Below are 26804 nucleotides of genomic sequence, written 5' to 3'. Positions count from 1 at the left end.
TCAAGCTCAAGCTAAAAGGCCTGAGTCCTGTAAGGTACAGAACTCAGGCCTGGCAAGCCTAGCAGCAAACTGTCCAACTTATTGGGGTCAGTTCATTGCGTGCCGTTTTTTTACCTGAACCGAGCCGCCGGACGCTCAATCGCGGAACACCGCGGATTGCTTGCTCATCGCCGCCATGCCCGCCTTGACGATGTCCTCCGACAACAACATCGCGGCATTCCAGTTGGCGACATATTCCAAACCATCGGCCACGCTGTGGTCGCGACTATAGTTGAGTACCTGTTTACTGCCGCGTACCGCCAGCGGCGATTTGGCGGCAATCAGGCGTGCGGTTTCCAGCGCGGCGGCGCGCAGACTGTCGCCGTCCGGCAATACGCGATTGACCAGCCGCCAAGCTTCGGCTTGGCGCGCGTCGATGTCGCAGCCGGTCAGCGCCATTTCGCGCGCCACACCTTGCCCAACCACAGTCGGTAAACGCTGCAAGGTGCCGACATCGGCCACCATGCCGATATCGACCTCGCGCACGCCGAACTGCGCATCGGCGCTGGCATAACGGAAATCGGCCGCCAGGGCGATATCGAGCCCGCCGCCGAGGCAGAAGCCTGAAATCGCAGCGATGACCGGTTTACGGCAACGCTCCAGACTGTTGACGCAGTCCTGCAACTCCAGGATCAACGCGCGCAATTTTTCGCGTTTGCGTGCCTCGCACGCATCGTCGATCTGCCCTTGCACCCCCATCAACAACGACAGATCGATGCCCGAGCTGAAGTGCCGGCCCTGACCTGTCAACACCACGGCGCGCACACGGGCTTCCTGGTCGCACCAGGTCAGCGCCTGCTTCATCTCGCGCCACATGTCGGCATTTAAAGCGTTGGCCTTATCGGGCCGGTTGAAAGTGACGAGCGCCACCGCATCGTGCAACTCGACCTTCAGTGTCGTGTAGTCCATCGCATTGCTCCTCAGCGTTTTTTCGGCACCCAGGCCCAGACCATTTCACATTGGATCGGCGCACCACCCGATTCGTCGGTTACCAGCACCTCGACTTGCGTGTTGCCCTTCTCTTCCTGATGCACCGCGGCGATCTGCTCCGGACGCAAAGTGGCGACAGCGCGCATATTGCCCTGGCTGCGCTGCAAATAGTCGATCTTCATCGATTTGAGCAACATCAGTTTGTCGTCCGGCACATTCATCGCCATAACGAAACCCGAGGCGGTCTCCGCCAACAGCGCCATGGCGGCGGCGTGCACGCCCTTGATATGGTTTTGCACTTTACGCCGGTTCTGGATCGACACCACCAGACGCTCCGGACCGACTTCCTCGAATCGCAAACCTGCGGTACCGAGAAACGGCACAACGCGACCGAATAAACGCGACACGACCAGGTTGCGCAATCCGCCGGGCAGGCGCGAAGCCTTGGCCACCATGCGGCTCATGCTGTTTGGCTTAGTTGACATCCCCTACTCTCCCCTTGTTGTTGGCTTTTATTCGACGCCTAGCAGGCGTTTAATCTGTCGCTTGACGGTATCAAGCCAAGTGTCGTCGACCCGAGCCAATTGCAGGCCGCCTTGCAGGGCGGAAAACATCAAAACGCCCATTTCCTCGGCCGTTCCAGGGTAGTGGAAAATACCGCCATCCCGTCCGCGCTCGGCCAACTCGATCGACCAATTTCGCATCTCGCCGATGAAGGCAGCAGCTTGGTCGCGCATGGCATCCGGCAGCGTATGGAATTCCGTGCACAGCATGCCGCTTGGGCAGACCTGCTTGTCTTGCAGAAAATAACTTTGCGCCAACTCGAAATAGCGCTCCAACTGGCCGTCCGGCGGCAGCGTGGCCTGAGCCTCGATAAAGCGGCGCAGGCGGCGGCGGTAGCGCTCGATCAGCGCCACGCCCAGGTCGGTTTTATGGGGGAAGTGGTAATGAATGGCGGCATTGCGCACACCAAGCTCGCTGCTCACCAGCTGATAGCTGAAGGCATTGAAGCCGCGCGTCAGCAGCAATTCTTCCGCAATATCCAGAATTCGCTTGCGGGTGTCGCTCTTGGCGTCGGGGGCAGTTTTCATTCAGGCACTTTACTTACTGGTCAGTAAGCTGTCAATGCAATAAGCATACGCTTTGGTGCCCTGCAGACTTGAGTTATGATGAACAATCACACAGTGCGCGGGGCCACAGTAAATGAAATTGAAGTTCTGCAAAATGCATGGTTTAGGCAATGACTTTATGGTCATCGACGGCGTGCGGCAGACTGTGACGCTCACACCGGAACGAATTCGCCAATGGGGCGACCGTCATTTCGGCATCGGTTTCGACCAATTGCTACTGGTCGAACCGCCCCACGGGCAAGACAACGATTTCCGCTACCGTATCTTCAACAACGATGGTGATGAAGTCGAGCAATGCGGCAATGGCGCACGCTGCTTCGCTCGCTTCGTCAGCGAACAGGGTTTGTCGCATCGGCGCGTGCTGCGCGTTGAAACGGCGCGCGGCGTCATCGTCCCCGTGCTGATGGACAACGGGACGGTCAAGGTCGATATGGGTGTGCCGCGTTTGGCACCGGACGAGATTCCGTTCGTCGCCGACGACCAAGCCGCCGTTTACTCGCTCGCGGTCGCCGGCGAATCACTGGAAATCAGCGCGATCTCGATGGGCAATCCACACGCCGTGCTCATCGTCCCCGAGACAGAGTTGGCACCAGTCTTGTCGATTGGCCCGGCGCTGCAAAACAGTCGTTATTTCCCCGAGAGCGTCAACGTCGGCTTCATGCAGATTCTGAGCCCGACGGAGATCCGTTTGCGGGTGTACGAACGCGGTGCCGGCGAGACCTTGGCCTGCGGCACCGGCTCTTGTGCCGCGGTGGTCGCCGGCATCCTGCGCAAGCGATTGGATCATTGCGTTCAGGTGCATACCCATGGTGGCGACTTGACGGTAGAATGGGCCGGCATCGGCCACCCGGTGCAGATGACAGGACCGGCAACCACGGTATTCAGCGGAGAAATCGATGTCTGAACACAATGCGACCATGCAGTCCGACGATGTATTGGCCTTCCTGGAAAACCATCCCGATTTCCTGCAGCATCATGCCGACCGTTTCGGCCTGAAGCATGGCGGCGACCGCGTCGTGGTCTCGCTGGTGGATCGGCAGATGCTTGAGCTGAAGGATCGCTGCCGCCAACTGGAAGCGCGACTGCAACAATTGGTGCGCCACGGCGAGAACAACGATCAAATCCAGGCGCGCATGCACCGACTGGCATTGACGCTACTGAAGGCCGACACGCCCGCCCGGCTGGCCGGCGAGCTGCGCACCGGCTTTGCCGAGATATTCGGATTGGATCGCATGGCGTTGCGTCTATGGCACCCGGCTGCGGAGTCGCTGGGCGAACTATTCAATGCACGCGGCGAAGTCTCCCTATTGGCGCGCAACCTCAACACCCCCTACTGCGGCCCCTACGTCAACGATGAAGTGATGTCTTGGTTCCCTGCCGTGCCGGTTCTGCAATCATTCTGCCAGGTCGCATTGCGCGACGCAGCGAGCGAACCGTTCGGCCTGCTGGTGCTAGCCAGCGACGATCCGCAGCGCTTCACGCACGACATGCACACCCATTACCTGGTGCAGATCGGCGAGTTGATCGGCGCAGCGTGGTCGCGCTTGCTGGGCCCTGCATGAGCTTTCCGCTCCTGCCGTCATTATTTCTGCTATTGATGGGCGGCTTCTGGCTGTTCGCCTTATGGCGTGTCGTCGCCAGCGGCAACGGTATCTCGCAGGCTTGCTTTGTCGCCGGCTACTTTCCGCTAGCCATCGTGATACGGCTCGGTCGCCCATCCGATCTCATGGCGCCCATCTGGGCACCCTTCCTTTACGCTTACACATGGAGCGGCATCGCTGCGCTCTTCTGGGCCGCGAGCCAATTACGGCCGACGCGACGCGGATTGGCCGTCGCCGACACGCCGCCGCGCATGGCGGCCTTCTATCTGGCACTATTGGTACTACATATCGACGTCGCGCTGGCAGCTGCGCTGTCGTACGACCGAGCCCTGGCGCTATATCTGATGGTGCCGCCGGCCATGGCCATGCTGGCCATGCTGCTCTACCTGGGGTTTTGCCGCTTGACGGTACGTCCGGAACGCACGATGGTGAACTGGGGGTCGCTGGCCTTGCTGATGCTGTTCCCTTTGGCCTGGTTCAAGCTGTGCGAATTCGCCGTGCCGGTGGTGCTGCGCTATAGCTGAGTGCGCGCACATGGGCAATCGCGGCCGAAGCCGCTCCTGCGGCCGCGAATTTCAACTTAGCCCTTGACTCCGACGATCACACTGGACGCCTTGAAGAGCGCCGAGGCGGGTCGATCGACCGCCAGTGCCAGCGCGGCACAACTTTCGTTGGTGACGATCGCGGCGATTTGCCCCACCCCTTCGACATCGATCAGCACTTCGCTATTGACGGCGCCGGGCGTCACGCGCGCGATCTTACCTCGCAGATGGTTGCGTGCGGAAAACAGCACACCTTGATCGTCGGTCACGACGATGACCGACGAGGACTTAATCAGCGCCACCGCCTCGCGCCCGACTGACAGGCCAAGGGTACGCGCACTTTCATGCGTTACCACTGCCACCAACACTTGACCGCCAAGTAATTCCAGTTCGATTTCATCGTTGACCGCACCGGTTCGCACAGCCTTGACGACGCCGGAAAACTGATTGCGCGCACTGCTTTTCATGCCAGAGATCCTTAGAGCGAACGATTCATGACCGCAGCCAACGGGCGCAAGGTCTCTATCAGCGTCGATAATTGCGCCGGCGTCGAAGCTTGTTCCGCGTGGCTGCGCGCCTCGGCTGGATTTGGATGCACGTCGAGCCACAAACCATCGGCACCGGCGGCGATGGCGGCGGCCGCCAGCGATGGCGTCATCCAGGCCTTGCCGGTCGCGTGCGCGGGCTCGACGATCACCGGCAAGTGGGTTTCGGCCTTCAATGCCGCGATGGCGCCGATATCCAGCAACGCACGGTAACCGGGTTCCAAACTCTTGATACCGCACTCGCACAAGACAATCCGGTGGTTGCCGCCGGCGGCAATGGTTTCGGCGGCCATCAGCCACTCGACCAACGTCGCGGCCGGGCCACGTTTAAGAATCACAGGCTTGTTCAGGCGGCCGACTTCGCGCAACAAATCGGTATTGGCCATATGGCGCGGGCCAATGGCCAGCGCATCGATGTCCAGTTCGAGAAAAGCCTCGATAGCACGCACGTCGGCCAACTCGGATACCGAAGGCAGACCAGCTTGCGCCGCCGCAGCCCCGAGTTTGGCTAAGCCATCAACCCCCAACCCCTGAAAACCATAGGGGTTGTCGCTATGCAAAAAGGCACCGCCATGCAGCAGTTGGCAGCCGGCGGCACGCACAGCCTGGGCGGCAGCGGCGATCTGCGCATCGTTCTCGACAGCAGGCGGCCCGGCGATGATCGTGAGCGCTCGCCCGCCGATGGCTTGTCCGCGAATATTGACGATCGACGATTCAGGGTGAATTTCCCGTCCGACAAGCCGATATTCGCGTACGACACGCAGCGCACGCTCGACGCCGGGCATGCGTTCGAACAGCGCCGGGTCGAGCGTGCGCTCATCGCCGATGGCGCCGATCAACGTGCGTTCGGTGCCGCGCGAGATGTGCTCGGCAAGCCCGGCGGCGCGAATGCGCGCCACCACCTCGGCGATGTCGGCCGCAGCGGCGTCCGACGACATGACGATGATCATGCGGTCTCCTGTTGGGTCAGCAACCAACCTAACGCAGACGCGCCGGCTAGACAGGCACCGAAAATTTCGGCCGGACTAGCCTTGCCGTACAACCCGGCCGGCAAGCTGGCGAAACGGCACGCGAGGTCGATGCACGCCTCGTCGAGCGCGCACTCGACATGGCGCATCCCCCACCCTTCCAGCGCCTGCACCAGTTCGCTGGCCTCGTCCTCATGCCCGAACGTCAGACGCGCGCCAAGCCTCCCCGCCTCGCGAGCCAGCAATGCCGGCACCAGTGCGGCAGTACCCAGGCCAACCATCGGCCGCCCCGCCTGCAACAACGGCATCAAGGCATCGAGCACATCGGGTGCGAGCGAGGCATCGGCGCCGCGCGCGGCAAAATTGGTCAGGTTGCGCAGCACACCGCCCCCGCCCGGCAGCATGACCGCATCCAATCGATCGGCATCCAACTCCACCAGCGGCTCGATCGTGCCACGCGTCACGCGGGCCGACTCGATCAGCATATGGCGCGCATCCTGCATGGCGCGGCCACTGGCATGGTCGACCACCTCGCGCTGCATGCGACTGGGCGCAAAAGCGCGCACACGGTAACCGGCCTGCGATAGTGCGACCAGACAGCCGGCGGCTTCAAGCACATCGCTGCCGTCGCCGATACCGCAACCACATAGAACTAGCGCGATGGTGGGGGTCGAAGTCATCGGATCGCCACGCTCAGGTACGATCCAACCCGAGCCACTTGCTGGCGGTGACCGGACGATAGTCCTCGATGCGCGTCAGCAGCGTCGGCACATCGTCCGCCTGGCAAAACAGTTCGAGATGGGCGGGACGGATAAAACCCTGCTCGGCCATGTGACGCACCATTTGCAGCAGCGGCTGGAAGAACCCCTCGACATCCAGTAATCCGATCGGCTTGGCGTGCACGGACAGCTGCGCCCAAGTCACGATCTCGAATAACTCGTCCAAGGTGCCGAAACCGCCAGGCAGCGCAACGAAAGCGTCAGACAACTCGGCCATCAACGCCTTGCGCTCATGCATGGACTGCGTGACATGCAGCTGCGTCAAACCGAGGTGCGCCACTTCGCGAGCCTTGAGGAATTCCGGAATCACGCCGATCACTTGGCCGCCCGCCTCCAGCGCAGCATCGGCCGCCGCCCCCATCAGCCCGATATTTCCACCGCCATAGACCAGGGTCACCCCCTGCCTCGCAAGCTCGCGACCAAACGCGCGCGCCGCGTTCAGGTAGGCGGGTGAGGCGCCGCTGGCGGAGCCGCAAAATAGACAAACGGAACGTAGGGTCATATTGATCAAATCACGGCCAGCGGGTAGGAACCCAGGATTTTGACAAAGGCGGCGCTTGCCCTGAGGGCTTCGAGCGCGGCCTGCACGTTGGCATCGGTTCGATGCCCCTCGATATCGATGAAGTAGACGTACTCCCACAAACCGGCGCGAGCCGGACGCGATTCCAGCTTGGTCATCGACACCCCGTTGGCGGCAATCGGCGCCAACAAGGTATAGAGCGCGCCGGCGCAGTTGGGTGCCGCCACGATCAGCGAGCTCTTGTCCTCGCCCGTCGCGTCAACCTCCTGGTGACCTAGCACCAGGAAGCGTGTGGTGTTGTTCGGCTCGTCCTCGATGCGTTCGGCGACCTTGACGAGTTGGTAACGCTCGGCAGCAGCTTGGCCGGCAATGGCCGCCACGCCGGATTCGACGCTGGCCAAACGCGCGGCTTCGGCGTTACTCGCCACAGAGACGCGCTCGACATCCTGGGGAAGATTTTTGTTCAGCCATTCGTGACATTGCGCCAAGGCTTGCGCATGGGCATAGACACGACGGATCGGCGCTTCGACATCGTCGGCGCGCCGCAGCAGGTGGTGATGGATACGCAGCACCACCTCGCCGCAGATCTTGAGCGGACTCGCCACCATCAGGTCAAGCGTACGGCCGACCGCGCCCTCGGTGGAGTTTTCCACCGGCGCCACGACATAATCGAGCGTGCGCGCCTCGACCAGGCGAAAAGCCTCGTCCACCGAAGCGCAGGCAACGGTGTGTGCCGCATGGCCGAAGTGTTTGATGGCCGCGAGCTGGGTGAAGGTGCCCTCGGGGCCGAGGTAGGCGATCGACAGCGGTCGCTCAAGCGCCAAACACTCGGACATCACCTCGCGAAACAGGCGCGCCACCGACTCGCTAGAGAGCGGCCCGCGGTTGAGCGATTTAATGCGACGCAGCACCTGGGCCTCGCGTTCAGGCCGATAGACCACGCCGCCGCCTTTGATTTCGCCGATGGCACGCGCGTGCGATGCCCTCTGATTGAGCAAGTCCAGCACTTGCGCGTCGATGCTGTCGATGGCATCGCGATGTATTTTCAGTTGATGATCCGACACGTTTTATTCGTCTTTCAAAATGACAAATTGCCCTTTTCCGATCGGGTAAGTTTCGGCGAGATAGCCCTCGGTCGCAAGTACTTGCTCGATGAACGGCGCGCACTCGTCGGGATGGGACAACGCGTTGTCCATCACCAGCAGGCCGCCAGGCCGCAGTACACGGCGAATCTGCGGCCAAAGCGCCGGGTAGCTCGATCGGTCCGCATCGAGAAACAGGAAGTCGACCGGGCCGGCTTCGAGCGCGGACAACCACTCGCCGGCCTCGACGGTCTCAAGTCGCACCAGGTGCGCCAGACTGAAGGCCTCCAGCCGGGCCTCGGCCACGGCGCGGAAATCGTCGGCATTATCCAGGCTCGTTACCTTGCCTTGATTGGTTTGCGCAGCCAGCGCAAGCCAAAGCGTCGAGTAGCCGCTGGCCGTACCGATTTCCACGATACGCCGGGCGCCGGAGGCGCGAATCAATTGATACAGAAATTTGCCCGCATCGGGTGAAACCATGCGCCAGCGCGCCGATGCCTGTGAAAGATTGACGTCGTGCTCCTCGCCCGACAACCAGAGGGCTCTTAACTGTTCCAGCGTTTCGTTTAGCAGCATGATCTCTCCTCCTTCTTCATGCAAAGGTCGGGAATAGCCACGCACGCGTGGCCGTTCAGGAGAATGCCCGTGCGGCGACTATCCGTGCTGGCGGGCAAAGTCCTGCATAAAATGAACCAGCGACTTTACACCCTCGATCGGCATGGCGTTATAGATGGAAGCGCGCATGCCGCCGACCACGCGGTGGCCCTTGAGCTGAACCAGGCCGTTCTTCTTGGCCTCGCTGACGAAACTGTCGTTGAGCGACTCGTCGCGCAGGCGGAAGGTGACATTCATTTTCGAACGGAACGGCGTCTCGATATGCGAGCTGTAGAAACCGCCGCTGCTGTCGATGGTGTGATACAGCAGGCCGGCCTTCTCCTCGTTGCGTGCCGCGATCCCCTTGATGCCGCCTTGCTCTTCGATCCATTTGAGCACCAATCCGGCGATATAGATCGGGAAGGTGGCCGGCGTGTTGTACATCGAGTCGGCATCGGCATGCACGCGGTAGTTGAGCATGGTCGGCGTAATACGCAACGCCCGATCCAGCAAATCTTCGCGCACGATGACAACCGTCAAACCAGAAGGGCCGATGTTCTTTTGTGCGCCGGCATAGATCAAACCGAACCGGTTGACGTCGATTTCATGCGACAGGAACTCGGAGGACATGTCGCAAACCAGCGGCACGCCTTCCGGCGGTGTGGGAACGAACGGGAACTGCAAGCCGCCGATGGTTTCGTTGGAGGTGTAATGCAGATAGGCGGCGTTCGGGTCGCATTGCCAGGTATCTTCGGCCGGCACATAGGAAAAGTTGCGGTCTTCGCTACTGGCGACCACGTTGACCTTGGCGTAGTGCTTGGCCTCCTTGATGGCCAACTTCGACCAGTGCCCGGTATTGACGACGTCGACGGACTTCTTCTCGCCCAACAGGTTGAGCGGCACCATGGAGAACTGCTGCGAGGCGCCGCCTTGCAGAAACAGCACCCGGTAGTTCTCCGGAATTGCCATCAAGCGGCGCAGATCGTGCTCGGCATCATGGATGATCTCCATGAACTCCTTGCCGCGATGGCTCATTTCCATCACGCTCATGCCGCTGCCGTGCCAGTCGAGTAGCTCGCTTTGCGCCTCGGCCAGCACCGAGTGCGGCAGAACCGCCGGACCGGAAGAAAAGTTGTAGACCTTTGCCATGACTATCCTTTGTTGTGGAAGCCTGTCCGGGCGTGGGCCTGCCGCGGCTTCCTCTAGTTGGTGTTCGTCGCCAGCAGGAAGTGCGCGCGCGCCACGGCCACCGGCTTCTCGGGGCTGTCCTGCCAGGCCTCGATCAGCACATGCGCCACGCGCTTGCCCTGCTTGGTGATCTCGCAACGGGCAAACAGCGTTTGCGGTCGCCCCGGGCGCAGATAATCGAGTGAGAAATCGACGATCTTGGGAATTTCCAGCGACTCTCGATTCCACATCAAGTGGATCAACGCGGCGTTCTCCATAAAACCGCCGATCAAGCCGCCATGCAAGGCCGGCAAGGTGGTATTGCCGACGTTGCGCTCAGCAAAAGGTAGCGTGAACAGCAGCGCACCCTCCTCGCCCTCTTCGCCGAACTCGACACCCATCAGCCGGGCATAGGGAATCGCATCGATAATTGCACGATAGTTCTTTTCGTCGCGCAGGCGATTGAAACGCTCGGTAAAGTCGCTCATTTCACCGCCTCGCCGACCATCGGGACAGGGCTCGACTCGCGCATGAAGGTGGCAATGCCATGGGCGATCGGCTCGTCGGCACTGTCGTGAAAGCACACGGCCCGGGTAAAAGCCACTTGGCTCGCCAGCCGATAACACTCGGCCGTGCAATAGATCGCCCGCCCCGGCGTGGCCGCCTTAAGGTAGTCGATACGCAGATCCAGCGTGGCGATGGTTTCGAAGTCGGGCAACTGCGCCGCCACCGACACGGCGCTCGTGGTATCGACCAGCGAGGTAATCACCCCGCCGTGCAGCACGCCGCTTGCCGGGTTGCCCACCAGATCGTCGTGCCAATCGATAGCCAGCGTCGGCTTGCGCCCGACCGTGCCGACGTAGCGCATGCCGAGTGTCGTCGCGTGCGGCAACGACACGAATAGCCGGCTCAGCACGTCGAGCACTTGTGGGTTGGCGGGCGCAGCCGTCAGACTCATGCCTCTTCCCCGGCGGTAAAGTCGTCGCCAGCCTCGCCGTCAACGCCTTCGACGCCTTCCACACCATCCTCTTCGTCGGACTCGCTTTCAGCCACCTTCTCCAGGCCGATCAGCTTCTCGCCCTCGTCGAGGTTGATCAGGCGCACACCCTGCGCGGCACGTCCGGTTTCGCGGATCTCTGCGACGCGGGTGCGGATCAACACGCCGCCGGTGGTAATCAGCATGACTTCGTCGCTTTCCACCACCAGCGTGGCGGCCACCAACGAGCCATTACGTTCCGAGGTATCGATGGCGATCACGCCTTGGGTGCCGCGGTGGCTCTTGCGATAGTCGGCGATCGGGGTGCGCTTGCCGTAGCCGTTTTCGGTCGCGGTCAGCACTTGGGTGTCCTCGCTATCGGAAACCAACAACGAGATCACGGTCGCACCCTCAGGCAGATCCATGCCGCGCACGCCGCGCGCGGTGCGGCCCATCGGGCGCACGTCGCCTTCGGCAAAGCGCACGGCCTTGCCGTGACTGGAGAACAGCATCACTTCATGACTGCCGGAGGTCAGCGCCACGCCGATCAGTTTGTCGCCCTCGTCGAGGTCGAGCGCGATGATGCCGGCCGAACGCGGACGCGAGAAACTCGACAGCCCGGTTTTCTTGACCGTGCCGCCCGCCGTGCACATGAAGATGTAATGGTCGTCGGTGAAGGCCTTGACCGGCAGCATGGCGTTGATCTTCTCGCCGTCGGACAACGGCAGGACGTTGACGATCGGCTTGCCGCGGCTGGCGCGCCCACCCTGCGGCAGCTCGTAGACCTTGATCCAGTAGCAACGACCGAACGACGAGAAACACAGCACGTAATCGTGGGTATTGGCGACGAACAGCGTGTCGATGAAGTCGTCGTCCTTGGTGGCCGCGGCCTGTTTGCCGCGCCCGCCGCGCCGCTGGGCGCGGTAGTCGTCCATCGGTTGGGTCTTGATGTAACCCGAATGCGAGACGGTGACCACCAGGTCTTGCGGGGTGATCAGGTCTTCGATATTGATATCGCCGCCGAACGGTTCGATCTCGGAACGGCGCGGATCGCCGAACTGCGCGCGAATCGCGGTCAATTCGTCGACGATGATCTGATTGATGCGCTCCGGCTTTTCCAGGATGTCGATCAAATCGAGAATCAAGGTCATGATTTCCTGATACTCGGCGACGATCTTGTCCTGCTCCAGGCCAGTCAGGCGCTGCAGACGCAGGTCGAGAATGGCTTGCGCCTGGGTTTCCGACAGTTGATAGCCGTTGTCGGTCAGACCGGTTTCGACGCCGTCCGGGCGAGCCTTGATCGGATCGACGCGCGAGAGCATGTCCTCGACCAACTGCGAGCGCCAAGTGCGGCTCATCAGCGCGGCCTTCGCCACCTGTGGATTTTCCGACGCCTTGATCAAAGCGATGATCTCGTCGACGTTCGACAAGGCAACCGCCAGGCCTTCCAGAATGTGGCCGCGTTCGCGCGCCTTGCGCAGTTCGAAGATCGTGCGACGTGTCACCACTTCGCGACGATGGCGCAAGAACTCTTCCAGCACCTGCTTGAGGTTCAACAGCCGAGGCTGGTTGTCGACCAGCGCCACCATATTGATGCCGAAGCTGTCCTGCAGCTGGGTCATCTTGAACAGGTGATTGAGCACCACCTCGGGCATTTCGCCGCGCTTGAGCTCGATCACCATGCGCATACCCGACTTATCGGATTCGTCGCGCAGGTCGGAGATACCCTCGATCTGCTTGTCGCGCACCAATTCGCTGATGCGCTCCAACAGGCGAGCCTTGTTCACCTGGTACGGCAATTCGTCGACGATGATCGCCTGGCGCTCGCCGCGGCCGATATCCTCGAAATGGGTGCGCGAACGCATGATCACTCGGCCGCGACCGGTGCGGTAGGCTTCCTTGACGCCGGCCGTGCCATAGATGATGGCGGCGGTCGGAAAGTCGGGCGCCGGCACGATGTCGATCAACTCGTCGATGCTGATGTCGCTGTTGGCCAAGAGCGCAAAACATGCGTCGACCACTTCGCACAGATTATGCGGCGGGATGTTGGTTGCCATGCCGACGGCAATACCCGAACTGCCGTTGATCAGCAGGTTGGGGATTTTGGCCGGCAAGATCAGCGGCTCGTGCTCCGAACCGTCGTAGTTGGCGCCGAAATCGACGGTTTCCTTGTCGATGTCGGCCAGTAGTTCGTGCGCAATGCGCGCCATGCGGATTTCGGTGTAACGCATGGCGGCGGCGTTATCGCCGTCGACCGAACCGAAGTTGCCCTGCCCGTCGATCAAGGGATAGCGCAAACTAAAATCCTGCGCCATCCGCACGATGGTGTCGTAGACGGCGGTATCGCCGTGCGGGTGGTATTTACCGATGACATCGCCAACGATACGGGCCGACTTCTTGTAGGCCCGGTTCCAGTCGTTGGATAGTTCGTGCATGGCGAACAAAACGCGGCGATGCACCGGTTTGAGACCGTCGCGCACGTCCGGCAGCGCCCGACCGACGATCACGCTCATGGCGTAATCGAGATACGAGCGACGCATTTCCTCTTCCAGGCTGACCGGAATGGTTTCCTTGGCGAAAAGCTGATCTGTCATGGGTGAGAGCTTGTCTTTTATTGTTGGCGAACGATGGCAATTCTACCACGGACGCAAATTTCACGCATGGCGGCAAGAAGTTTGCCGTCAAAGAAAATCTCTCTGCCGGACAGGCTTACGGGAATTTACTGCCCGGTTCCGAAGTATTTCTGATATAACGCCGCGTAGCTACCGTCTGCGCGCGCAGCCGCCAGGCCGGCATTGATCTTTTCGCGCAATCCGGCCCGCCCCTTCTTCACCGCGAAACCATAGTGTTCCGGAGCGAAACTCGCCGTGTCTTCCACAGTAAAAAACATGCCTTTGGAATGACGAACAAAGCCGGCCACGACCCCGTTATCGCCCACCAGCGCCTTGACCTTGCCTGCCTTGAGCGCATCGAACGCTTCCGTCATGGTCTGGAAGCGGACGATATTCTGACTTGTCTTGCCGACCAGCTGCTGCAAATCCACATCGGCGGACGTGCCAACCTGCACGGCCACCCGCTCGCCGGCCAGATCCGCAAAAGAACCGATGCCACCCGCGCCGTGCGGCACGGCGATCACTTGGCGCGCATCGAAATAAGGATCGGAAAAGTCGACATTGCGCGCTCGCTCGGCATTGATACTGATGGCCGACGCCAGGATATCGCGCCGACCTTGCCTCAACTCGTCGAAGATACCTTCCCAGGGGGTATTCACGAAACGAACGCGAAACCCCGCATGCGCAGCGACGATACGCAATAGATCGACATCGAACCCCTCGATCGCCTGATTCGCGCCCACCATCGATTCGAATGGCGGATAGCTCGCATCGCTACCGACCACGTACTCCGGTTGCGCCGCCGCATCTTGCGTATCGCCCCGCTGACCGCAGCCAGCCAACAGTACGGACAGCAGAACAAACACCGCAATACGCCGCCCGCGCGTAAGATTCATGACCGCCATACTCCAATTTCTGTAAGGTGCTTTATAATCGAACGCTCTGATGGGCGTTTATTGCCGAACATCTTACTCGGCCGCACCCATTATTCACAATGTATAAATATCGCGAACGCGGTATTAAGACACGGAATCGACAGACATGGCACTGAAACCGTTCCTCACTACCCTGGCCGCCAGCCTGCTACTGTGCGCCGCCAGTGCGGCACTGGCCGAGGACACCACGCCGACCGACACGCCGCTACCTGGCGACGTGCAGGTCAGCCAGCCGGCCGCCAGCCACCACAAAATCCACAAGGTACAGGGCAGCAGCAATCTGGTGACCGCCGACACGGGCACCAAGCACCGTGCCACACACAAGAAGACCGCCAGTCGGAAACACGCTAAACATGCCGCCAAGCGGCATGGCGTAACGACCGGCAAACCGGCGGCAAAGAAGAACAAATCGACCAAGGCACCGGTGGCGCACAAGGCTAAAACGGCGCACGGCAAGCACGTTGCCAAGCCCGCCCGCCACGGCAAGCCGACCCCGCACAAAACGGCCAAGACGGCGAAAAAGGTCGCTCATAAGAAAAAGTAACGGCGATGCGCTTGTCTTGAGGCGCCAATTTACGCATAATGGCGCCCTCTCGCCGGTGTAGCTCAGTTGGTAGAGCAGCTGACTTGTAATCAGAAGGTCGGGGGTTCGACTCCTCTCTCCGGCACCAAACAAAAAACGGGTTGCAGCTTAACGCTTGCAACCCGTTTTCCATTCCAGCCTCTCTGCGCCGCCATGCTTCGATAGCAGCACCCCACCCAGCCGCGTCTCAGTGACGCAATGCCGCTTGCACGTGATCGAGCTTATAACTCACAGCGGCCAGCAGACTGCGTGCAGCGCGCACATCGAACGGCTGATGCGTGCACGGCGCCAACTGTTGCACCATGCGGTCGACGGTATGCTGGATGTCGCGCAGATCGCGTAGCGCGGCGGACGGGGTGGCGAGAACATGATGTGCCATGGTCGAACTCCTGCTGAAAACATCGTAGAGGAGCTGCCGCCAGGGAGGCGGCAGGCCGAGCGAAGGTTGGCAGACCGGGACAGCGTACCGGCACACCGGCGGGCAAACCCGCCGGTGTCCTCCGCCGGCCCGCCATAGACACACGGATCGACGTAATCAATGAACACGGGGTTGACCTCGTGTTCATCGCTGTCTCGAAGCTGCCAAGCCTCGTGTTGCCAATCTTCATTGGCAACGGTGACGGAGGTTAGGGGCCTAGGCGGGGAGCGTCAAGGGAGCGCGGTTCGACTGTCGGCGCTTGGGCCGCATGGCTGTCGGCAACTCCCCCGGCAAACAAAAATGCTTTTGGCATAAAATACTAGCCCACACACACGACACCCCAAGGCCCACCATGCCCACCTTCACCACCATCGGATCGACGCGCATCGCGCGCACCCATCGCGCAAGCTGCCATTGTGGCGGCGTGGTTCTAGCGTTGGATTTACCCGACGGGGTGGAAAACCCACGGCGCTGCGACTGCTCGATTTGCCGAAAGCGCGGCGCCATCTGCGCTTCCGTACCGCTGAAGAGGCTGCGTATTCTGCAGGGCGCAGAGTTGCTCACCCTGTATCAGTTCAATACTCGAACGGCCAAACACTACTTCTGCAAGATTTGCGGCATCTACACCCATCATCAACGGCGTTCGGATCCCAATGTGTACGCCTACAATGTCGGCTGCCTGGAAGGCGTCAACCCGCGCGATCTCGGCGAGGTACCGACCTCCGATGGCATCAATCACATCTCGGATCGGCAACATCGCGCTTAGCGGACCCTAGCCAGACTCATGTCACCACCCCCACCAGCAACGCATGCCAGAAACAGCCGACGGGAACTCCACTAATTCTGTACGTACAAAAAACTTGTCTTTCCAATATTTGTACGTACAATAAATCAAATGATGATCACTTACGATGTCGCCAAAAGTGCTACCAACATAACCAAGCATGGCATATCGCTAGCGGAGGCAACCAACATTGAATGGGACACGCTTTGGGCATTCGAAGACACGCGAAGAAACTACGGAGAAGTGCGCATTATCGGCTATGCCTACATTGGCCTCCGCCTATTTAACGTCGTGTTCGTGGATCGAGATGAGGTAAGACGAATCATCAGCCTCCGCAAAGCCAACAACCGGGAGATCAAAAACTATGCCGAAGCTTAAACAGGGGACGATTCTCCCCTCCATCGAAGAAGATGCCGCGATCGATGCCGGGATCGCCGCAGACCCCGATACGTTCGAGGCGAGCGCCGCCGACTTCAAAGCCATGAAGCCCATGCGCGGGCGACCGAAAGCCCAATCGACCAAGCGTCCAGTCACCATCCGCCTGGATGCGGAGGTGGTCGATGCTTTTCAGCTTGGCGGCGAAGGCTGGCAGACACGCATCAATGAGGTACTGAAGGACTATGTGCAAAAGCACAAAGTCGCGTAGTACCGCATTTTATTCGTCGTCCGGCCGCGTCATGCGTATCGGATCGACCCAGGCGTCGAACTCCGCGCCGGACAACAAGCCCAGCGCCAGCGCCGCCTGTCGCAAGGTTTCGCCTTCATGCAGCGCCCGCTTGGCGATTTTCGCCGCCTGGTCATAGCCGATGTGACGGTTCAGCGCCGTCACCAGCATCAGATTGTTGGCCAGGTTGCGCGCGATCACCTCGCGATCCGGCTCGATACCGACCGCGCAATGCGCCCGGAACGCCAGCATGGCATCGGCCAGCAGACCGATACTTTCCAGTACGTTATGCACCATGACCGGCTTATAGACATTGAGCTGGAAGTTGCCTTGACTACCGGCGAAGGCAGTGGCGGCATCGTTGCCGAACACCTGGACGCACACCATGGACAGCGCTTCGCACTGCGTGGGATTGACCTTGCCGGGCATGATCGACGAGCCGGGCTCGTTCTCCGGGATGCGGATTTCGCCGATACCGCAGCGCGGACCGCTAGCCAACCAACGCACATCGTTGGCCAGTTTCAGCAGCGCACCCGCCAGAGTGCGCAGACTGGCCGAAACGTTGACCAACGCATCGTGCGCCGCGAGCGAGAAGAACTTGTTGTCCGCCGAGCGAAACGGCCGGCCGGTCAAGGCTGCGATATGGCGCGCGCAAGTCGCGCCGAACGCGGGATGCGAGTTCAGTCCGGTGCCGACGGCCGTGCCGCCGATGGCCAGGTCGTACAAACCGGCGCTTGCGGCCAAAATACCGTCCCGGGCGAAATCCAGCTGAGCGACCCAACTACCGATCTCCTGCCCCAGCGTTATCGGCGTCGCGTCTTGCAGATGGGTGCGCCCGGTTTTGACCACGTCGTCGAAGGCGGCGGCCTTGTCGGACAGCGTTTGTCGCAGTGCGTCGAGCGCCGGCAGCAGCACATCGAAAAGCTCGCCAGACGCCGCGATATACATGGCAGTAGGAAAGGTGTCGTTGGACGACTGGCCACGGTTGACGTGGTCGTTCGGGTGAACAGGCGACTTGCTACCCAATTTGCCGCCCAACTGCTCGATGGCCCGGTTGGAGATGACTTCGTTGGCATTCATATTGGACTGCGTACCGGAACCGGTCTGGAACACCACCAGCGGGAAATGCGCATCGAGCCGACCGTCGATGACCTCTTGCGCCGCCATGGCAATCGCCTGACCCAGCTCTACCGGCAACTCCCCCAACTCCATATTGGCAAGCGCCGCGGCTTTTTTCAGCACCCCCAAGGCCCGGATCATCGGCGCGGTCCACTGGAACCGAGCCACACCGATAGGGAAATTCTCGATCGAGCGCTGCGTTTGAGCACCCCAATACTTGCCGACGGGAACCGACACCTCTCCCATCGAATCGCTTTCCTTGCGCACCTGCGACATCGCCCTCTCCTTTTATCGTCACCCGAGGATCATCTCGGATGAGCGCGAAAAACCGAACAAGCCAAGTGAAACACTTGCGCCATCGCAAAGCCGAATAGGAAATCGACCTAAAGTCATTGCATTTTATGTTTCATCTCATTTAAAACAAAACTGTACACGCGTATCGAGCTGGCAGGCCCGGCCAAATGGGCAATATAGCCAGAAGGGGGAGATGGTGCTGAAAACAATATTGAAAAATGCCTACGACCGGTTCTACTTTTCCCGCCTGCGTAACGCATTGACGCTGCGGCGCAGCCTGGTCTTCGCGCTGATCTGCCTGGCGGTCGCCCTGACGCCCGCGACACGCTCGCCTTGGATCTCTCGCCTACTTTTGTCGTTAGGCATCTTGCTGATCGCAAGCCTGATTCCCGGACTGATCGGTTTTCGCAAGTCGATGCTCAATCTGATTCCCTGCGGCAACGGCCGCTGGGAGATCCGCCTGGCACTATTGCCATTCTTTCGCGCGCGCTCGATGGCGCGGCTGGACACCAACTACCTCGAACTAGAAGTATTCACCATATTGCGTTACGCCTATGCGCAACATCTGGTCGGCACCATCACCATGGCAAGCCATCTGTTTTCCAATCGCGAACGCCGCGCCGGCCGCGCCGAGGACATCCAAGCCTACTTCATCGGTTGGCAGGCCAACCAACAGGAAAATCTGGATCGGGTCACCAACTGGCGCGCCTTCCTGATCAACCGCATGATCCGCGCCCGCAATCGCGACGATGGCAAGGCGCGGCATTTAGTAACGCCCGGCCCGATTCACGGCATCGTCATCCATTGCCGAGCGGAAACCTTTCACTAATCCTCGCAACCGCCCAGACCGCAGAACGGCGCATCGGCACGACCGGCAGTAGTCGGCGCATTGGCTTGCGCCAGCCAAGCGCGCCAGTCGTCGACTCGTCCAAGCCAAGCGCCGACGTCGACTGGCGTCAACTGCCCATTCCGCTCCAGCAGCAGTGTCGGAAACCCCTGTCCACCGCATTGCGCCAGCAGGCGCCGGCTATCGGCCAAATGCCCGGTCACATCCACCTCGGCCAGCGCCGCCGCGAAGTTGGACGCGTCAAAACCAAGTTCGCACGCCAGCGCCAGCAACACCGACTGCTCGGCAATGCGACGCCCCTCGACATAATGCGCATGCTGTAGCCGCGCCAGCATGTCCAGCTCCCGGCCGGCCAGTAGCCCGGCCGCCAGCACGGCGGCGATCGGCGGCGTCGAATCGAACCAGGCATCAGGATCGTTCAACAGCCCGTCGAAGTAGGCATCGCCAAACGGTTGGCCTGTCATGGCCGCGATGCGCCGGTCGTGGCCGACGACATAATCGCGCAGCGATGGCGTCACGCGCTGGCGGTGCGCACCGGACATCATGCCGCCGCCATGGGCCACCACCGGCAACTGCTCGCGGGCGGCGGCAATCAGCGGTGCGGCGCCGTAGCACCAACCGCACAGCGGATCGTAAATGTAATGCAGTTTCATGTTATCTCCGATTTACCACTTCATTTCGCCCTTGGCGACCCGGGCGCCGATCTCCAACGCCGCCGGCAGGCCGGCTTGCGGATATTGCCGACGCAAAGCGGCGATCAATGCATCGCCGCTGGCCGCCTTGACGGATTGTGCATCGAAGGCGCGGATATAGCCGGCGGTATAGTCCGGGGCATCGAGGTCGGCGACCGCGCCCGGCAAGGCATGCCCCGGCACGATGACACGCGGCTCGAGCGTGCGGATCTGCGCCAAGGTGGCCAGCCAGTCGGCATGCGATTGCGGACTTTGCGTATCCGCCATCCATACATGCAAATTATTGAACAACACCACCCCGCCCACGACCGCCTTCAAGTCTGGAATCCAGACATAACTCCGCTCAAGTTTACCGTTCAACCCGCGCACCTCCAGCCGATGCCCTTCCAGCATCAAGGAATTGCCCGGCAATACCTCCGGCGTCACCGTGGACTTCGGCGCATCGACACCCAGCTTCGGCCCCCAATAGGCTAGCTTGCCGGCGGCGGTATCGCGGATATGGGCCACGGTCGGCGCCGTCGCGACGATGCGCGCATCCGGGAAGGCCGCCTTGATCGTCTCCAGGCCGAAGTAATAGTCCGGGTCGCCATGACTGATGTAAACGGCAGTCAAGCGTTTACCGCTTTGGCGGATCAGTTGCACCAGTTGCTCGGCCTGCGACTTGCCGAATTGGGCATCGATCAGCACCGCATCGCGTGCGCCACTGACCAGCACCGACGCAACGGGGAAGAAGGCTTTTTCGCCAGGGTTGTAAACCTGCAGATGCAGACTGGAGGCCGCCGATGCACCGGCGGACAAACCCAAGGCCAGCGAAATGGAAACTATGGAACGGCTAGCGAAACGTCGCAACATGAGAACTCCTTGCACTCGGTGTATCAATCAGAGCTGCAGGATAATTTCTTAAAACACCACAAAAAAGCCTAAAATGAAACACTGTTTATTGCGAAAATCGTTCTAATCATGGATAGACTCACTGCCATGCGGGTATTTGTCACGGTGGTAGACTGCGGCAGCCAGTCGGCGGCGGCTGATCGACTCGATCTGTCGCGCCCGGTGGTGTCGCGTTATTTGGCCGAGCTGGAGGATTGGGCCGGCGCACGGCTGATGCATCGCACGACGCGGCGACTCAGCCTGACCCCGGCCGGGCAGGAGACGTTGCCGCGCTGCCGGCAAATGCTCGCCTTATCCGACGAACTGCGCACAGCCTTGACCGCGCCGGACGACGCGCCTCGCGGGCTGCTGCGCGTCACCGCCAGCACGTCGTTCGGTCAAGCACAGCTCGCCGCCGCACTCAGCGTCTTCGCGGCGCGCCATCCGGCGGTGACGGTCGATATGCAGCTGCTCGATCGCACGGTCAATCTGGTGGAAGAGCGCATCGACTTGGCGATCCGCATCACCAACGACCTGGATCCCAATTTGATCGCGCGACCGATCAGCATCTGCCGTTCGGTGCTATGCGCCTCGCCGGACTACCTGCGGCGCCATCCGGCGCCGGCCCGGCTGGATGGGCTGGCGCAACACAACTGCCTAACGCATATCTATGCAGGCAAGAGCTTGTGGCAATTCGAGCACGACGGCGAACCGCAGAGCGTGGCTGTCAGTGGCAATCTAAGCGCCAACGAGGTGACCTCGTTGATGGCGGCGGCACTGGCCGGCGCCGGCATCGCCCAACTGCCGACCTATCTGGCCGCTGCGGAAATTCGTAGCGGTCGACTGGTGGCGGTACTGCCGACACACCGGCCGCGTGACATGCGCATTTACGCAGTCTATGCCTCGCGACGACTGATGTCGGCCGCCTTGCGCGCGTTGGTGGATTTTCTAGCGGATTATTTCAGCGATGCGCCGGCCTGGGACCGGCAATGACATGCAAATACTTGTCGTGTGTGCCGACATCGGGTAAAACGCGGCCATAGCACTGACAAACTAGAGGAGAAGCCATGGATTTCGAACAGGTCGTCGACGAAGGGGAAATCGGCCCATTATCGCCATTGCACAATGTGGCGCTGGCTACTTACATCCTATATGGCCTAGGGCTATTCTTCCCGGTCTGCACGCTGATCGGGCTAATCGTCGCCTATGTCAAACGCCAGGACGCCGCCGGCAGCGGCTATGCCTCGCATTTCACTTGGCTGATCCGTACTTTCTGGATCAGCCTGGGCGTGGCCATCGTTGGCGTTCTGACGATGCTGATCGGTATCGGGGTGCTGATTCTAATTGCGCTATGGATCTGGCACGTCTACCGTCTGGTGGCCGGCTTCCTCAAATTCAACGACCGCCGGCCAATCGACCGTCCGACCCGGTTTTTCTGAGCGCGCGACTCAAAAACCGAGATCGTCGAGAAATTTGTCGACCTCGGCCTGCGAGGCCAGCGCCTGCTGACCGGCGATGTCAGACGGCATCGCCGGACCGTTGAGCAAGCTATCGGTTTTTTTCTTGCCGCCGCCGCCCATTTGGGCTTGCTGCAAGAGCGTCAGCAATTCATTCTCCATTTTGCTCGCCACATCGACCACGCGTTTGATCACCTGACCGGTCAGATCCTGAAACTCCTGCGCCATGACGATTTCCATCAGCCGATCCTTGTGAGTCTGGCTGTCTTGCTCACTACACTGCAGGAAATCCAGGGTGTCTTGCAGCGTCTGACGGTACTCGCTCGAATCGCGCCGCTTGTCGGCCACGCGTTGCCACTGCACAAGCAAGCGCTGGGCGTCATGCTGGCTGCGGTCCAGTACAGGCGTCATGGCATCGACGGCGTTGAGCACGCGCGACACCGCTTGTTCGGTCATCGACAGCACGTAGGCCAGCCGCTCGCGCGCATCCGGGATGGCATCCATCGCCCGCACCAATTCACTGTCGCCCTCGACGTCCTGCAAGGCCTTGTGCAAGGTGCGCGTCATCTGGCCCAGCTGTTGAAATACCGCTTGCTGTTGTTGTTTTTGGCTGCTCATAACCACCTCATTGTCGTGGGCTGACATTCATTACAGTGCATTATAAATCGATCATGTTTAAAACCTACAGATCTAGCGCAAACAGTTGACGGGTTAATGAACTATTTTGCAGTGCGGCAATCCTATGTAGGCCAATGCAATTTTTTACTCTTGTTCACTAAACAATTGCCGTGCCATCTGGCCGCCTACCGCCAAGGAGTGATAGATGCAAAAAAATACCGCCCTGCTGACTCTGTTCCGCCCCCCGCGCCGCAAACCGAAAAAGGCCCGGCTCGTGGTATTCAGTGAGCCAGCCCGCGCCTCCGCCACTTGATCAAAAGTCGCCCGCAAGGCGACTTTTGCATTTCAGCCTGCGTGCAAACCGTTTGTCATGATCGGCCGATCGCCTTATTCTGGGATGGTTCGGGAGGGCAACGATGAAATTCAGCATCCGGCTCAGCGGCCTGCAGGATTCGAGCACTTGGCTGCATCACACCAAATTGGCGCTGGCCTGCGAAGGCGGAGGCCAACGGGGCATCTTTACCGCCGGCATCCTCGACACCTTCTTGGAGCATGATTTCTTTCCGTTTCGCACGTTGGTCGGCACTTCTGCCGGTGCGCAGAACCTAGCCGCCTACAGCAGCGGCGCCCGTGGCTACGCACGGCACATCATCATGCGCTACACCACGCAAAAGACGTTTTTCGATCCCCTTCGCTTCGCTCGCGGCGGTCATCTGATCGACCTGGATTGGTTGTTCGACACGACCGGGGACGCGTATCCGCTCGATGCGGAACGCGCGGCTCGACGTCTTCTGCGGCGCGACTTGCGTATTGTGGCGTGCCGCAGCGACACGCTGACCGCCGACTACCTGCCGTTCTCGGCCGACAGTTGGAGCACGGCCGTCAAAGCTTCCAGCGCCATTCCACTGTTCTATCGCGGCGGCGTGACCATCGACGAGGCTAATTATTGGGATGGCGGCGTCAGCGACCCCTTGCCGCTCTGTGCCGCACATCGGCTCGGCGCAGACTGCATCATGGTCATTCGCACCCTGCCGGCAAGCTATGCGGTCAAGCCGCTCAAGCTGCCGCCACGGCTAATGAAAGGTCGCCTGAGCAATATGGCGGCCGTCCTGCAAAGCCACCTCGACGGCTATCTGCAAGCGCACGACTTCATTGCCCAACCGCCGGCCGGCGTCAAGGTCATCGAACTGGCGCCGCGCCTGCCACTCAGAAGCCAGTTGCTCGGCAGCAAGCCCGAGGCCTTACGCCACGATTACCGGCTGGGTCAATCCTGCGCGCGACAGTTTCTCGAACAGCACGCCTGGCGCTTACGCCGCCAACAGCCGCCGTCTTAACGCACCGCCGTACGCTGCAGAATCAGCCATTGCTGACCCGGCAATCGAATCTCCCCGTCGTGCAGACCCTGTTCGGCGCCACTGGCGGCCAACACCTGCCATGAACCGGCCGGCAGAGCAATCGCCACCGGGTGTGGGGCGTAGTTGAGCGCCACCAGCAACCTGCTATCGGCCTGCGAACGAGCAAAGACCAGCGCATCGTCGTCATCGCGGCTCAACAACTCGAAATCGCCGACTGCCAGCGCCGGTTGGCGTTGGCGCAAGTGAATCAGCATCCGGTAGGTATTGAGCAACGAATCGGCGCGCACACTCTCCGCGTCGACATTATAGTGCGCCCGGTTGTCGGCAAGCGGCCGGAAAGGCCGTCCGGCGCTGAAACCCCGGCCATCGGCATCCCAACTCATCGGCCCGCGCAAGCGCTGATCCTCCTCTTGCACCGGCTCGGAGAAGCTTTGGCCGACCTCCTCGCCGTAATAGACAAACGGGATACCCGGCAAGGTCAGCAATGTCGCCGCTGCGAGTTTGTAGCCGGCCGGATCGCCATCGAGCTGTTGGAAGACTCGCGCACCGGCGAAACTGTCGTGATTCGACAGAAAGGTGCCCATGCGTGCCAGCGGGTTTTGCTTGAGATAGTCGATCAGACCGGCCTGCACGCGGCCTAACTGCACACTCTTGATGATCTGGGTTTGCAAGCCAAAGGCAAAGGCGCTGCCAGCCGAGTCAGCCGCCGCGAACTCGGCCGGCGCACCGGGCGCTTCGGCCACCATGAAACGTTTGCCGTATTGATCGAGCAAACCGCGCACTTGCGCCATGATCTGGTGATTTTCCGGCTGATTTTCCCAAGCTAGCGGCCCATTTTCCACCAAGGCGCCCACCGCGTCGAAACGAAAACCATCGACACCTCGGTTGAGCCAGAACTTCAGATTGTCCAGATGAAAGGCCAACACGGCGGGATGGCGTAAATTCCAATCCGGCATATTGGCGGAGAAGGCACCATAGTAATAGCCGGAAATCGATGGATGCCACGGGTCGCCGCCGTAAGTCGTCCAACCGGATGGTTTGTCCTTCGACCAAATGAACCAGTCGCGCCATGGCGAATCGGCATGATCGCGAGCATGCGCGAACAGTGGGTGCGTGTCGGCGCTATGGTTCATCACATAGTCGAGTATGACCGCCATGCCACGCCTGTGCGCCTCGGCGATCAGCGTATCGAAATCGGCCAGGGTGCCGAACTCCGGTGCGACATTGCGATAGTCGCTGACAGCATAACCATGGTCGTGATCGGCACTAGGATAGATCGGCGACAGCCACAATGCGCCGATACCCAGCGATTTGAGGTAATCCAAGCGGCGCGTCAGCCCAGGCAGGTCGCCGATGCCGTCGCCGTCGCTATCTTGGTAGGCGCGAACCAGGATCTCCATGAATACCGAGTGCCGCGGCCAATCCGGTGCCAAGCCGCTATCGTGCCGTTCTATCGGCTGCGATGTCAGATCCGCCGGCAACGTGGCACCAGCCATTGCACTCATGCAGGCCACGGCCGCCAGTGCCCCGCCCACCATCTTCTTTATGCCTGCCATACCGCCCCCATTTGGATTTGTCATGGCATGAATATCATTCAAACCGGTTTAAATGGCAATAAAAATAGTCGCTTGCTTGCGCCATATCAGCCTACACACGACGAATTCCATCTAGACGACCGGTCTAATTAAAGCTATCATGCTGATTATGAAGACTGAATCCCCCTGCGTGCGCCAGCACATCATCGACACCGCCAAACCCATCATTCTCGGCAAAGGTTACGCCGCCGTCGGGTTAAGCGAGATATTGTCCGCGGCCGATGTGCCGAAGGGCTCGTTCTATCACTACTTCAAGTCCAAGGATGCTTTTGGCGAAGCCTTGCTTGAGCATTATTTCGACGACTATCTCGCTTGGATCGATGCGCTGCTGGCAGATGACGGCACGCCTGCCGCCGAGCGACTGATGCGTTACTGGCAAGGTTGGGGCAACCATCAGGCGTGCGACAAGCGAGAAAGCAAGTGCCTGGTGGTCAAATTGGGGGGCGAAGTGTCCGACCTATCGGAAGCCATGCGCGAGGCGCTCAATCGCGGTACCGCCGCCGTGGTGCGCCGCTTGGCCGCTTGCATTGAGGCCGGACAGGCCGACGGCTCGCTGGCGACGATCGACGACGCGCACGCCGCCGCCGAAACGCTATACCAAATGTGGCTCGGCGCCACATTGCTATCCAAGATCCGACGCGACGACAGCCCGCTGCGGGCGGCACTGCAATCCACCCGCCAGTTGCTACACCTGGCGTGAATCAGCCGGCGCGCACACCATTGGGCACCGGAAACTCCGGCTGAGCCAACGCCGACGGAATAATACCGTCGGCGTAGCCGATGTCGAACAGCATCCCTTCAGACACCACGCCGGAAATCTTTTTCGGCGCAAGGTTCACCACGAACAAAGCTTGCCTACCCACCAGGCCGGTCAGATCGGCTCTCTCTTGTTTGATGCCGCACAGGATCGAGCGCTGAAAATCGCCGAAATCCACCGTCAGCTGCACCACCTTGTCGGAGCGCGGCACGTCGTCGACGCTAAGGATGGTGCCGCAACGGATATCGATCTTGTTGAGATCCTCGAAGGTAATAACGGGTTTGACGGGCTCGCTCATGGTCTTGCTCCGGGGAAAGAGGTCAAAGCGCCA

At 60.6% G+C, this 26804-nt stretch carries 33 protein-coding genes and 1 tRNA gene; 13 read left to right on the top strand and 21 right to left on the bottom strand.

Going from position 1 to position 26804, the window contains the following annotated elements; genetic code table 11:
• Positions 1 to 135: 135 nt before the first annotated feature.
• Genes DFP86_RS17980 through DFP86_RS17970 form a run of 3 tightly spaced genes read right to left on the bottom strand, consistent with a single transcriptional unit; the run spans position 136 to position 2060 of the window.
• Positions 136 to 948, bottom strand: a complete 813-nt coding sequence (locus DFP86_RS17980; RefSeq protein ID WP_133683864.1) for a crotonase/enoyl-CoA hydratase family protein — start codon at positions 946 to 948, stop codon at positions 136 to 138.
• 11 nt (positions 949 to 959) lie between these two features.
• On the bottom strand, positions 960 to 1454 hold the full coding sequence (locus DFP86_RS17975) for a DUF4442 domain-containing protein (protein WP_133683862.1): 495 nt from the start codon (positions 1452 to 1454) through the stop codon (positions 960 to 962).
• 27 nt (positions 1455 to 1481) lie between these two features.
• Positions 1482 to 2060, bottom strand: coding sequence for a TetR/AcrR family transcriptional regulator (locus DFP86_RS17970; protein WP_133683860.1), 579 nt, complete (start codon positions 2058 to 2060; stop codon positions 1482 to 1484).
• Between the two features lie 112 nt (positions 2061 to 2172).
• Between DFP86_RS17970 and dapF the strand changes: the two genes are divergently transcribed.
• The 3 genes from dapF to DFP86_RS17955 are packed head-to-tail and all read left to right on the top strand — an operon-like array spanning position 2173 to position 4224.
• Entirely contained in the window at positions 2173 to 3003 is an 831-nt protein-coding gene (gene dapF / locus DFP86_RS17965) for a diaminopimelate epimerase (protein ID WP_133683858.1), read from the top strand.
• Positions 2996 to 3661 carry a DUF484 family protein gene (locus DFP86_RS17960; RefSeq protein WP_243729439.1) on the top strand — a complete coding sequence of 222 codons (666 nt, stop codon included), beginning with the start codon at positions 2996 to 2998 and terminating at the stop codon, positions 3659 to 3661. The genes dapF and DFP86_RS17960 overlap by 8 nt, the downstream gene beginning before the upstream one ends.
• On the top strand, positions 3658 to 4224 hold the full coding sequence (locus DFP86_RS17955; protein WP_133683856.1) for a hypothetical protein: 567 nt from the start codon (positions 3658 to 3660) through the stop codon (positions 4222 to 4224). The genes DFP86_RS17960 and DFP86_RS17955 overlap by 4 nt, the downstream gene beginning before the upstream one ends.
• Before the next feature lie 56 nt (positions 4225 to 4280).
• On the opposite strand, the gene DFP86_RS17950 is transcribed toward DFP86_RS17955, so the two are convergent.
• From DFP86_RS17950 to DFP86_RS17900, 11 genes are all read right to left on the bottom strand, one after another.
• The gene (locus DFP86_RS17950; protein ID WP_133683854.1) at positions 4281 to 4709 is read right to left on the bottom strand and encodes a TOBE domain-containing protein; all 429 of its coding nucleotides are present in this window, start codon (positions 4707 to 4709) and stop codon (positions 4281 to 4283) included.
• 11 nt (positions 4710 to 4720) lie between these two features.
• A complete protein-coding gene (locus tag DFP86_RS17945; protein ID WP_133683852.1) occupies positions 4721 to 5737 on the bottom strand; it encodes a 3-deoxy-7-phosphoheptulonate synthase in 1017 nt (338 codons plus the stop codon).
• Positions 5734 to 6435: a type 1 glutamine amidotransferase family protein gene (locus tag DFP86_RS17940; RefSeq protein ID WP_133683850.1), complete on the bottom strand. Its 702-nt coding sequence runs from the start codon at positions 6433 to 6435 to the stop codon at positions 5734 to 5736. The genes DFP86_RS17945 and DFP86_RS17940 overlap by 4 nt, the downstream gene beginning before the upstream one ends.
• A gap of 13 nt (positions 6436 to 6448) precedes the next feature.
• Positions 6449 to 7036 carry an LOG family protein gene (locus tag DFP86_RS17935; protein ID WP_133683848.1) on the bottom strand — a complete coding sequence of 196 codons (588 nt, stop codon included), beginning with the start codon at positions 7034 to 7036 and terminating at the stop codon, positions 6449 to 6451.
• A gap of 5 nt (positions 7037 to 7041) precedes the next feature.
• On the bottom strand, positions 7042 to 8118 hold the full coding sequence (gene pheA / locus DFP86_RS17930) for a prephenate dehydratase (RefSeq protein WP_133683846.1): 1077 nt from the start codon (positions 8116 to 8118) through the stop codon (positions 7042 to 7044).
• Positions 8119 to 8121: 3 nt separating this feature from the next.
• Positions 8122 to 8712 (bottom strand): O-methyltransferase, encoded by a 591-nt coding sequence (locus DFP86_RS17925; RefSeq protein ID WP_133683844.1) that lies wholly within the window; start codon positions 8710 to 8712, stop codon positions 8122 to 8124.
• A gap of 78 nt (positions 8713 to 8790) precedes the next feature.
• Positions 8791 to 9879, bottom strand: a complete 1089-nt coding sequence (serC, locus tag DFP86_RS17920) for a 3-phosphoserine/phosphohydroxythreonine transaminase (RefSeq protein ID WP_133683842.1) — start codon at positions 9877 to 9879, stop codon at positions 8791 to 8793.
• A 53-nt stretch (positions 9880 to 9932) separates the two neighbouring features.
• Positions 9933 to 10385 carry a PaaI family thioesterase gene (locus tag DFP86_RS17915; RefSeq protein ID WP_133683841.1) on the bottom strand — a complete coding sequence of 151 codons (453 nt, stop codon included), beginning with the start codon at positions 10383 to 10385 and terminating at the stop codon, positions 9933 to 9935.
• Complete coding sequence (locus DFP86_RS17910) at positions 10382 to 10855, bottom strand: PaaI family thioesterase (RefSeq protein WP_341802668.1); 474 nt, start codon at positions 10853 to 10855, stop codon at positions 10382 to 10384. Before DFP86_RS17910 ends, DFP86_RS17915 begins: the two co-directional genes overlap by 4 nt.
• Entirely contained in the window at positions 10852 to 13467 is a 2616-nt protein-coding gene (gyrA, locus tag DFP86_RS17905; RefSeq protein ID WP_133683839.1) for a DNA gyrase subunit A, read from the bottom strand. The genes DFP86_RS17910 and gyrA overlap by 4 nt, the downstream gene beginning before the upstream one ends.
• Positions 13468 to 13592: 125 nt before the next feature.
• Positions 13593 to 14381 carry a basic amino acid ABC transporter substrate-binding protein gene (locus DFP86_RS17900; protein WP_133683837.1) on the bottom strand — a complete coding sequence of 263 codons (789 nt, stop codon included), beginning with the start codon at positions 14379 to 14381 and terminating at the stop codon, positions 13593 to 13595.
• Between the two features lie 145 nt (positions 14382 to 14526).
• Here DFP86_RS17900 and DFP86_RS17895 point away from each other — a divergent pair, with 145 nt between their 5' ends.
• Together DFP86_RS17895 and DFP86_RS17890 are read left to right on the top strand one after the other, a co-directional pair.
• On the top strand, positions 14527 to 14964 hold the full coding sequence (locus DFP86_RS17895) for a hypothetical protein (protein WP_133683835.1): 438 nt from the start codon (positions 14527 to 14529) through the stop codon (positions 14962 to 14964).
• Between the two features lie 51 nt (positions 14965 to 15015).
• Positions 15016 to 15091: transfer RNA gene (locus DFP86_RS17890), tRNA-Thr, on the top strand.
• A 99-nt stretch (positions 15092 to 15190) separates the two neighbouring features.
• Here the strand turns inward: DFP86_RS17890 and DFP86_RS17885 are convergent.
• A complete protein-coding gene (locus tag DFP86_RS17885; protein ID WP_133683833.1) occupies positions 15191 to 15382 on the bottom strand; it encodes a hypothetical protein in 192 nt (63 codons plus the stop codon).
• Between the two features lie 391 nt (positions 15383 to 15773).
• On the opposite strand from DFP86_RS17885, the gene DFP86_RS17880 reads away from it, so the two are divergent.
• The 3 genes from DFP86_RS17880 to DFP86_RS17870 all read left to right on the top strand — a co-directional run bounded on the left by DFP86_RS17880 (position 15774) and on the right by DFP86_RS17870 (position 16851).
• On the top strand, positions 15774 to 16187 hold the full coding sequence (locus tag DFP86_RS17880) for a GFA family protein (RefSeq protein WP_133683831.1): 414 nt from the start codon (positions 15774 to 15776) through the stop codon (positions 16185 to 16187).
• A 129-nt stretch (positions 16188 to 16316) separates the two neighbouring features.
• Positions 16317 to 16583 (top strand): BrnT family toxin, encoded by a 267-nt coding sequence (locus DFP86_RS17875; RefSeq protein WP_133683829.1) that lies wholly within the window; start codon positions 16317 to 16319, stop codon positions 16581 to 16583.
• Entirely contained in the window at positions 16570 to 16851 is a 282-nt protein-coding gene (locus DFP86_RS17870; protein ID WP_133683827.1) for a BrnA antitoxin family protein, read from the top strand. The genes DFP86_RS17875 and DFP86_RS17870 overlap by 14 nt, the downstream gene beginning before the upstream one ends.
• A gap of 9 nt (positions 16852 to 16860) precedes the next feature.
• Here DFP86_RS17870 and fumC read toward each other — a convergent pair whose 3' ends face one another.
• Positions 16861 to 18264 (bottom strand): class II fumarate hydratase, encoded by a 1404-nt coding sequence (fumC, locus tag DFP86_RS17865; RefSeq protein WP_208108387.1) that lies wholly within the window; start codon positions 18262 to 18264, stop codon positions 16861 to 16863.
• A 211-nt stretch (positions 18265 to 18475) separates the two neighbouring features.
• Here fumC and DFP86_RS17860 point away from each other — a divergent pair, with 211 nt between their 5' ends.
• A complete protein-coding gene (locus DFP86_RS17860; protein ID WP_133683825.1) occupies positions 18476 to 19111 on the top strand; it encodes a hypothetical protein in 636 nt (211 codons plus the stop codon).
• Here DFP86_RS17860 and DFP86_RS17855 read toward each other — a convergent pair.
• Positions 19108 to 19782 carry a DsbA family protein gene (locus DFP86_RS17855; protein WP_133683823.1) on the bottom strand — a complete coding sequence of 225 codons (675 nt, stop codon included), beginning with the start codon at positions 19780 to 19782 and terminating at the stop codon, positions 19108 to 19110. The genes DFP86_RS17860 and DFP86_RS17855 overlap by 4 nt on opposite strands.
• A 12-nt stretch (positions 19783 to 19794) precedes the next feature.
• Positions 19795 to 20673 (bottom strand): MBL fold metallo-hydrolase, encoded by an 879-nt coding sequence (locus tag DFP86_RS17850; protein ID WP_133683822.1) that lies wholly within the window; start codon positions 20671 to 20673, stop codon positions 19795 to 19797.
• A 108-nt stretch (positions 20674 to 20781) separates the two neighbouring features.
• On the opposite strand from DFP86_RS17850, the gene DFP86_RS17845 reads away from it, so the two are divergent.
• Entirely contained in the window at positions 20782 to 21684 is a 903-nt protein-coding gene (locus DFP86_RS17845; RefSeq protein ID WP_133683820.1) for a LysR family transcriptional regulator, read from the top strand.
• 74 nt (positions 21685 to 21758) lie between these two features.
• Positions 21759 to 22130: a DUF4870 family protein gene (locus DFP86_RS17840; RefSeq protein WP_133683818.1), complete on the top strand. Its 372-nt coding sequence runs from the start codon at positions 21759 to 21761 to the stop codon at positions 22128 to 22130.
• A gap of 9 nt (positions 22131 to 22139) precedes the next feature.
• On the opposite strand, the gene DFP86_RS17835 is transcribed toward DFP86_RS17840, so the two are convergent.
• Complete coding sequence (locus tag DFP86_RS17835; RefSeq protein WP_166642329.1) at positions 22140 to 22766, bottom strand: protein phosphatase CheZ; 627 nt, start codon at positions 22764 to 22766, stop codon at positions 22140 to 22142.
• 416 nt (positions 22767 to 23182) lie between these two features.
• Between DFP86_RS17835 and DFP86_RS17830 the strand changes: the two genes are divergently transcribed.
• A complete protein-coding gene (locus tag DFP86_RS17830) occupies positions 23183 to 24100 on the top strand; it encodes a patatin-like phospholipase family protein (RefSeq protein ID WP_133683815.1) in 918 nt (305 codons plus the stop codon).
• Here the strand turns inward: DFP86_RS17830 and DFP86_RS17825 are convergent.
• Positions 24097 to 25677, bottom strand: coding sequence for an alpha-amylase family glycosyl hydrolase (locus DFP86_RS17825; protein ID WP_166642328.1), 1581 nt, complete (start codon positions 25675 to 25677; stop codon positions 24097 to 24099). The genes DFP86_RS17830 and DFP86_RS17825 overlap by 4 nt on opposite strands.
• Positions 25678 to 25825: 148 nt before the next feature.
• On the opposite strand from DFP86_RS17825, the gene DFP86_RS17820 reads away from it, so the two are divergent.
• Positions 25826 to 26416: a TetR/AcrR family transcriptional regulator gene (locus tag DFP86_RS17820; RefSeq protein ID WP_133683811.1), complete on the top strand. Its 591-nt coding sequence runs from the start codon at positions 25826 to 25828 to the stop codon at positions 26414 to 26416.
• 1 nt (position 26417) lies between these two features.
• On the opposite strand, the gene DFP86_RS17815 is transcribed toward DFP86_RS17820, so the two are convergent.
• Positions 26418 to 26771 carry a tRNA-binding protein gene (locus DFP86_RS17815; RefSeq protein WP_133683809.1) on the bottom strand — a complete coding sequence of 118 codons (354 nt, stop codon included), beginning with the start codon at positions 26769 to 26771 and terminating at the stop codon, positions 26418 to 26420.
• Positions 26772 to 26804: the final 33 nt, after the last annotated feature.

Source organism: Paludibacterium purpuratum, assembly GCF_004363805.1.
GTDB lineage: Bacteria > Pseudomonadota > Gammaproteobacteria > Burkholderiales > Chromobacteriaceae > Paludibacterium > Paludibacterium purpuratum.
The sequence above is the reverse complement of the archived record's forward strand: the minus strand, read 5'-3'. Positions and strand labels throughout refer to the sequence as shown.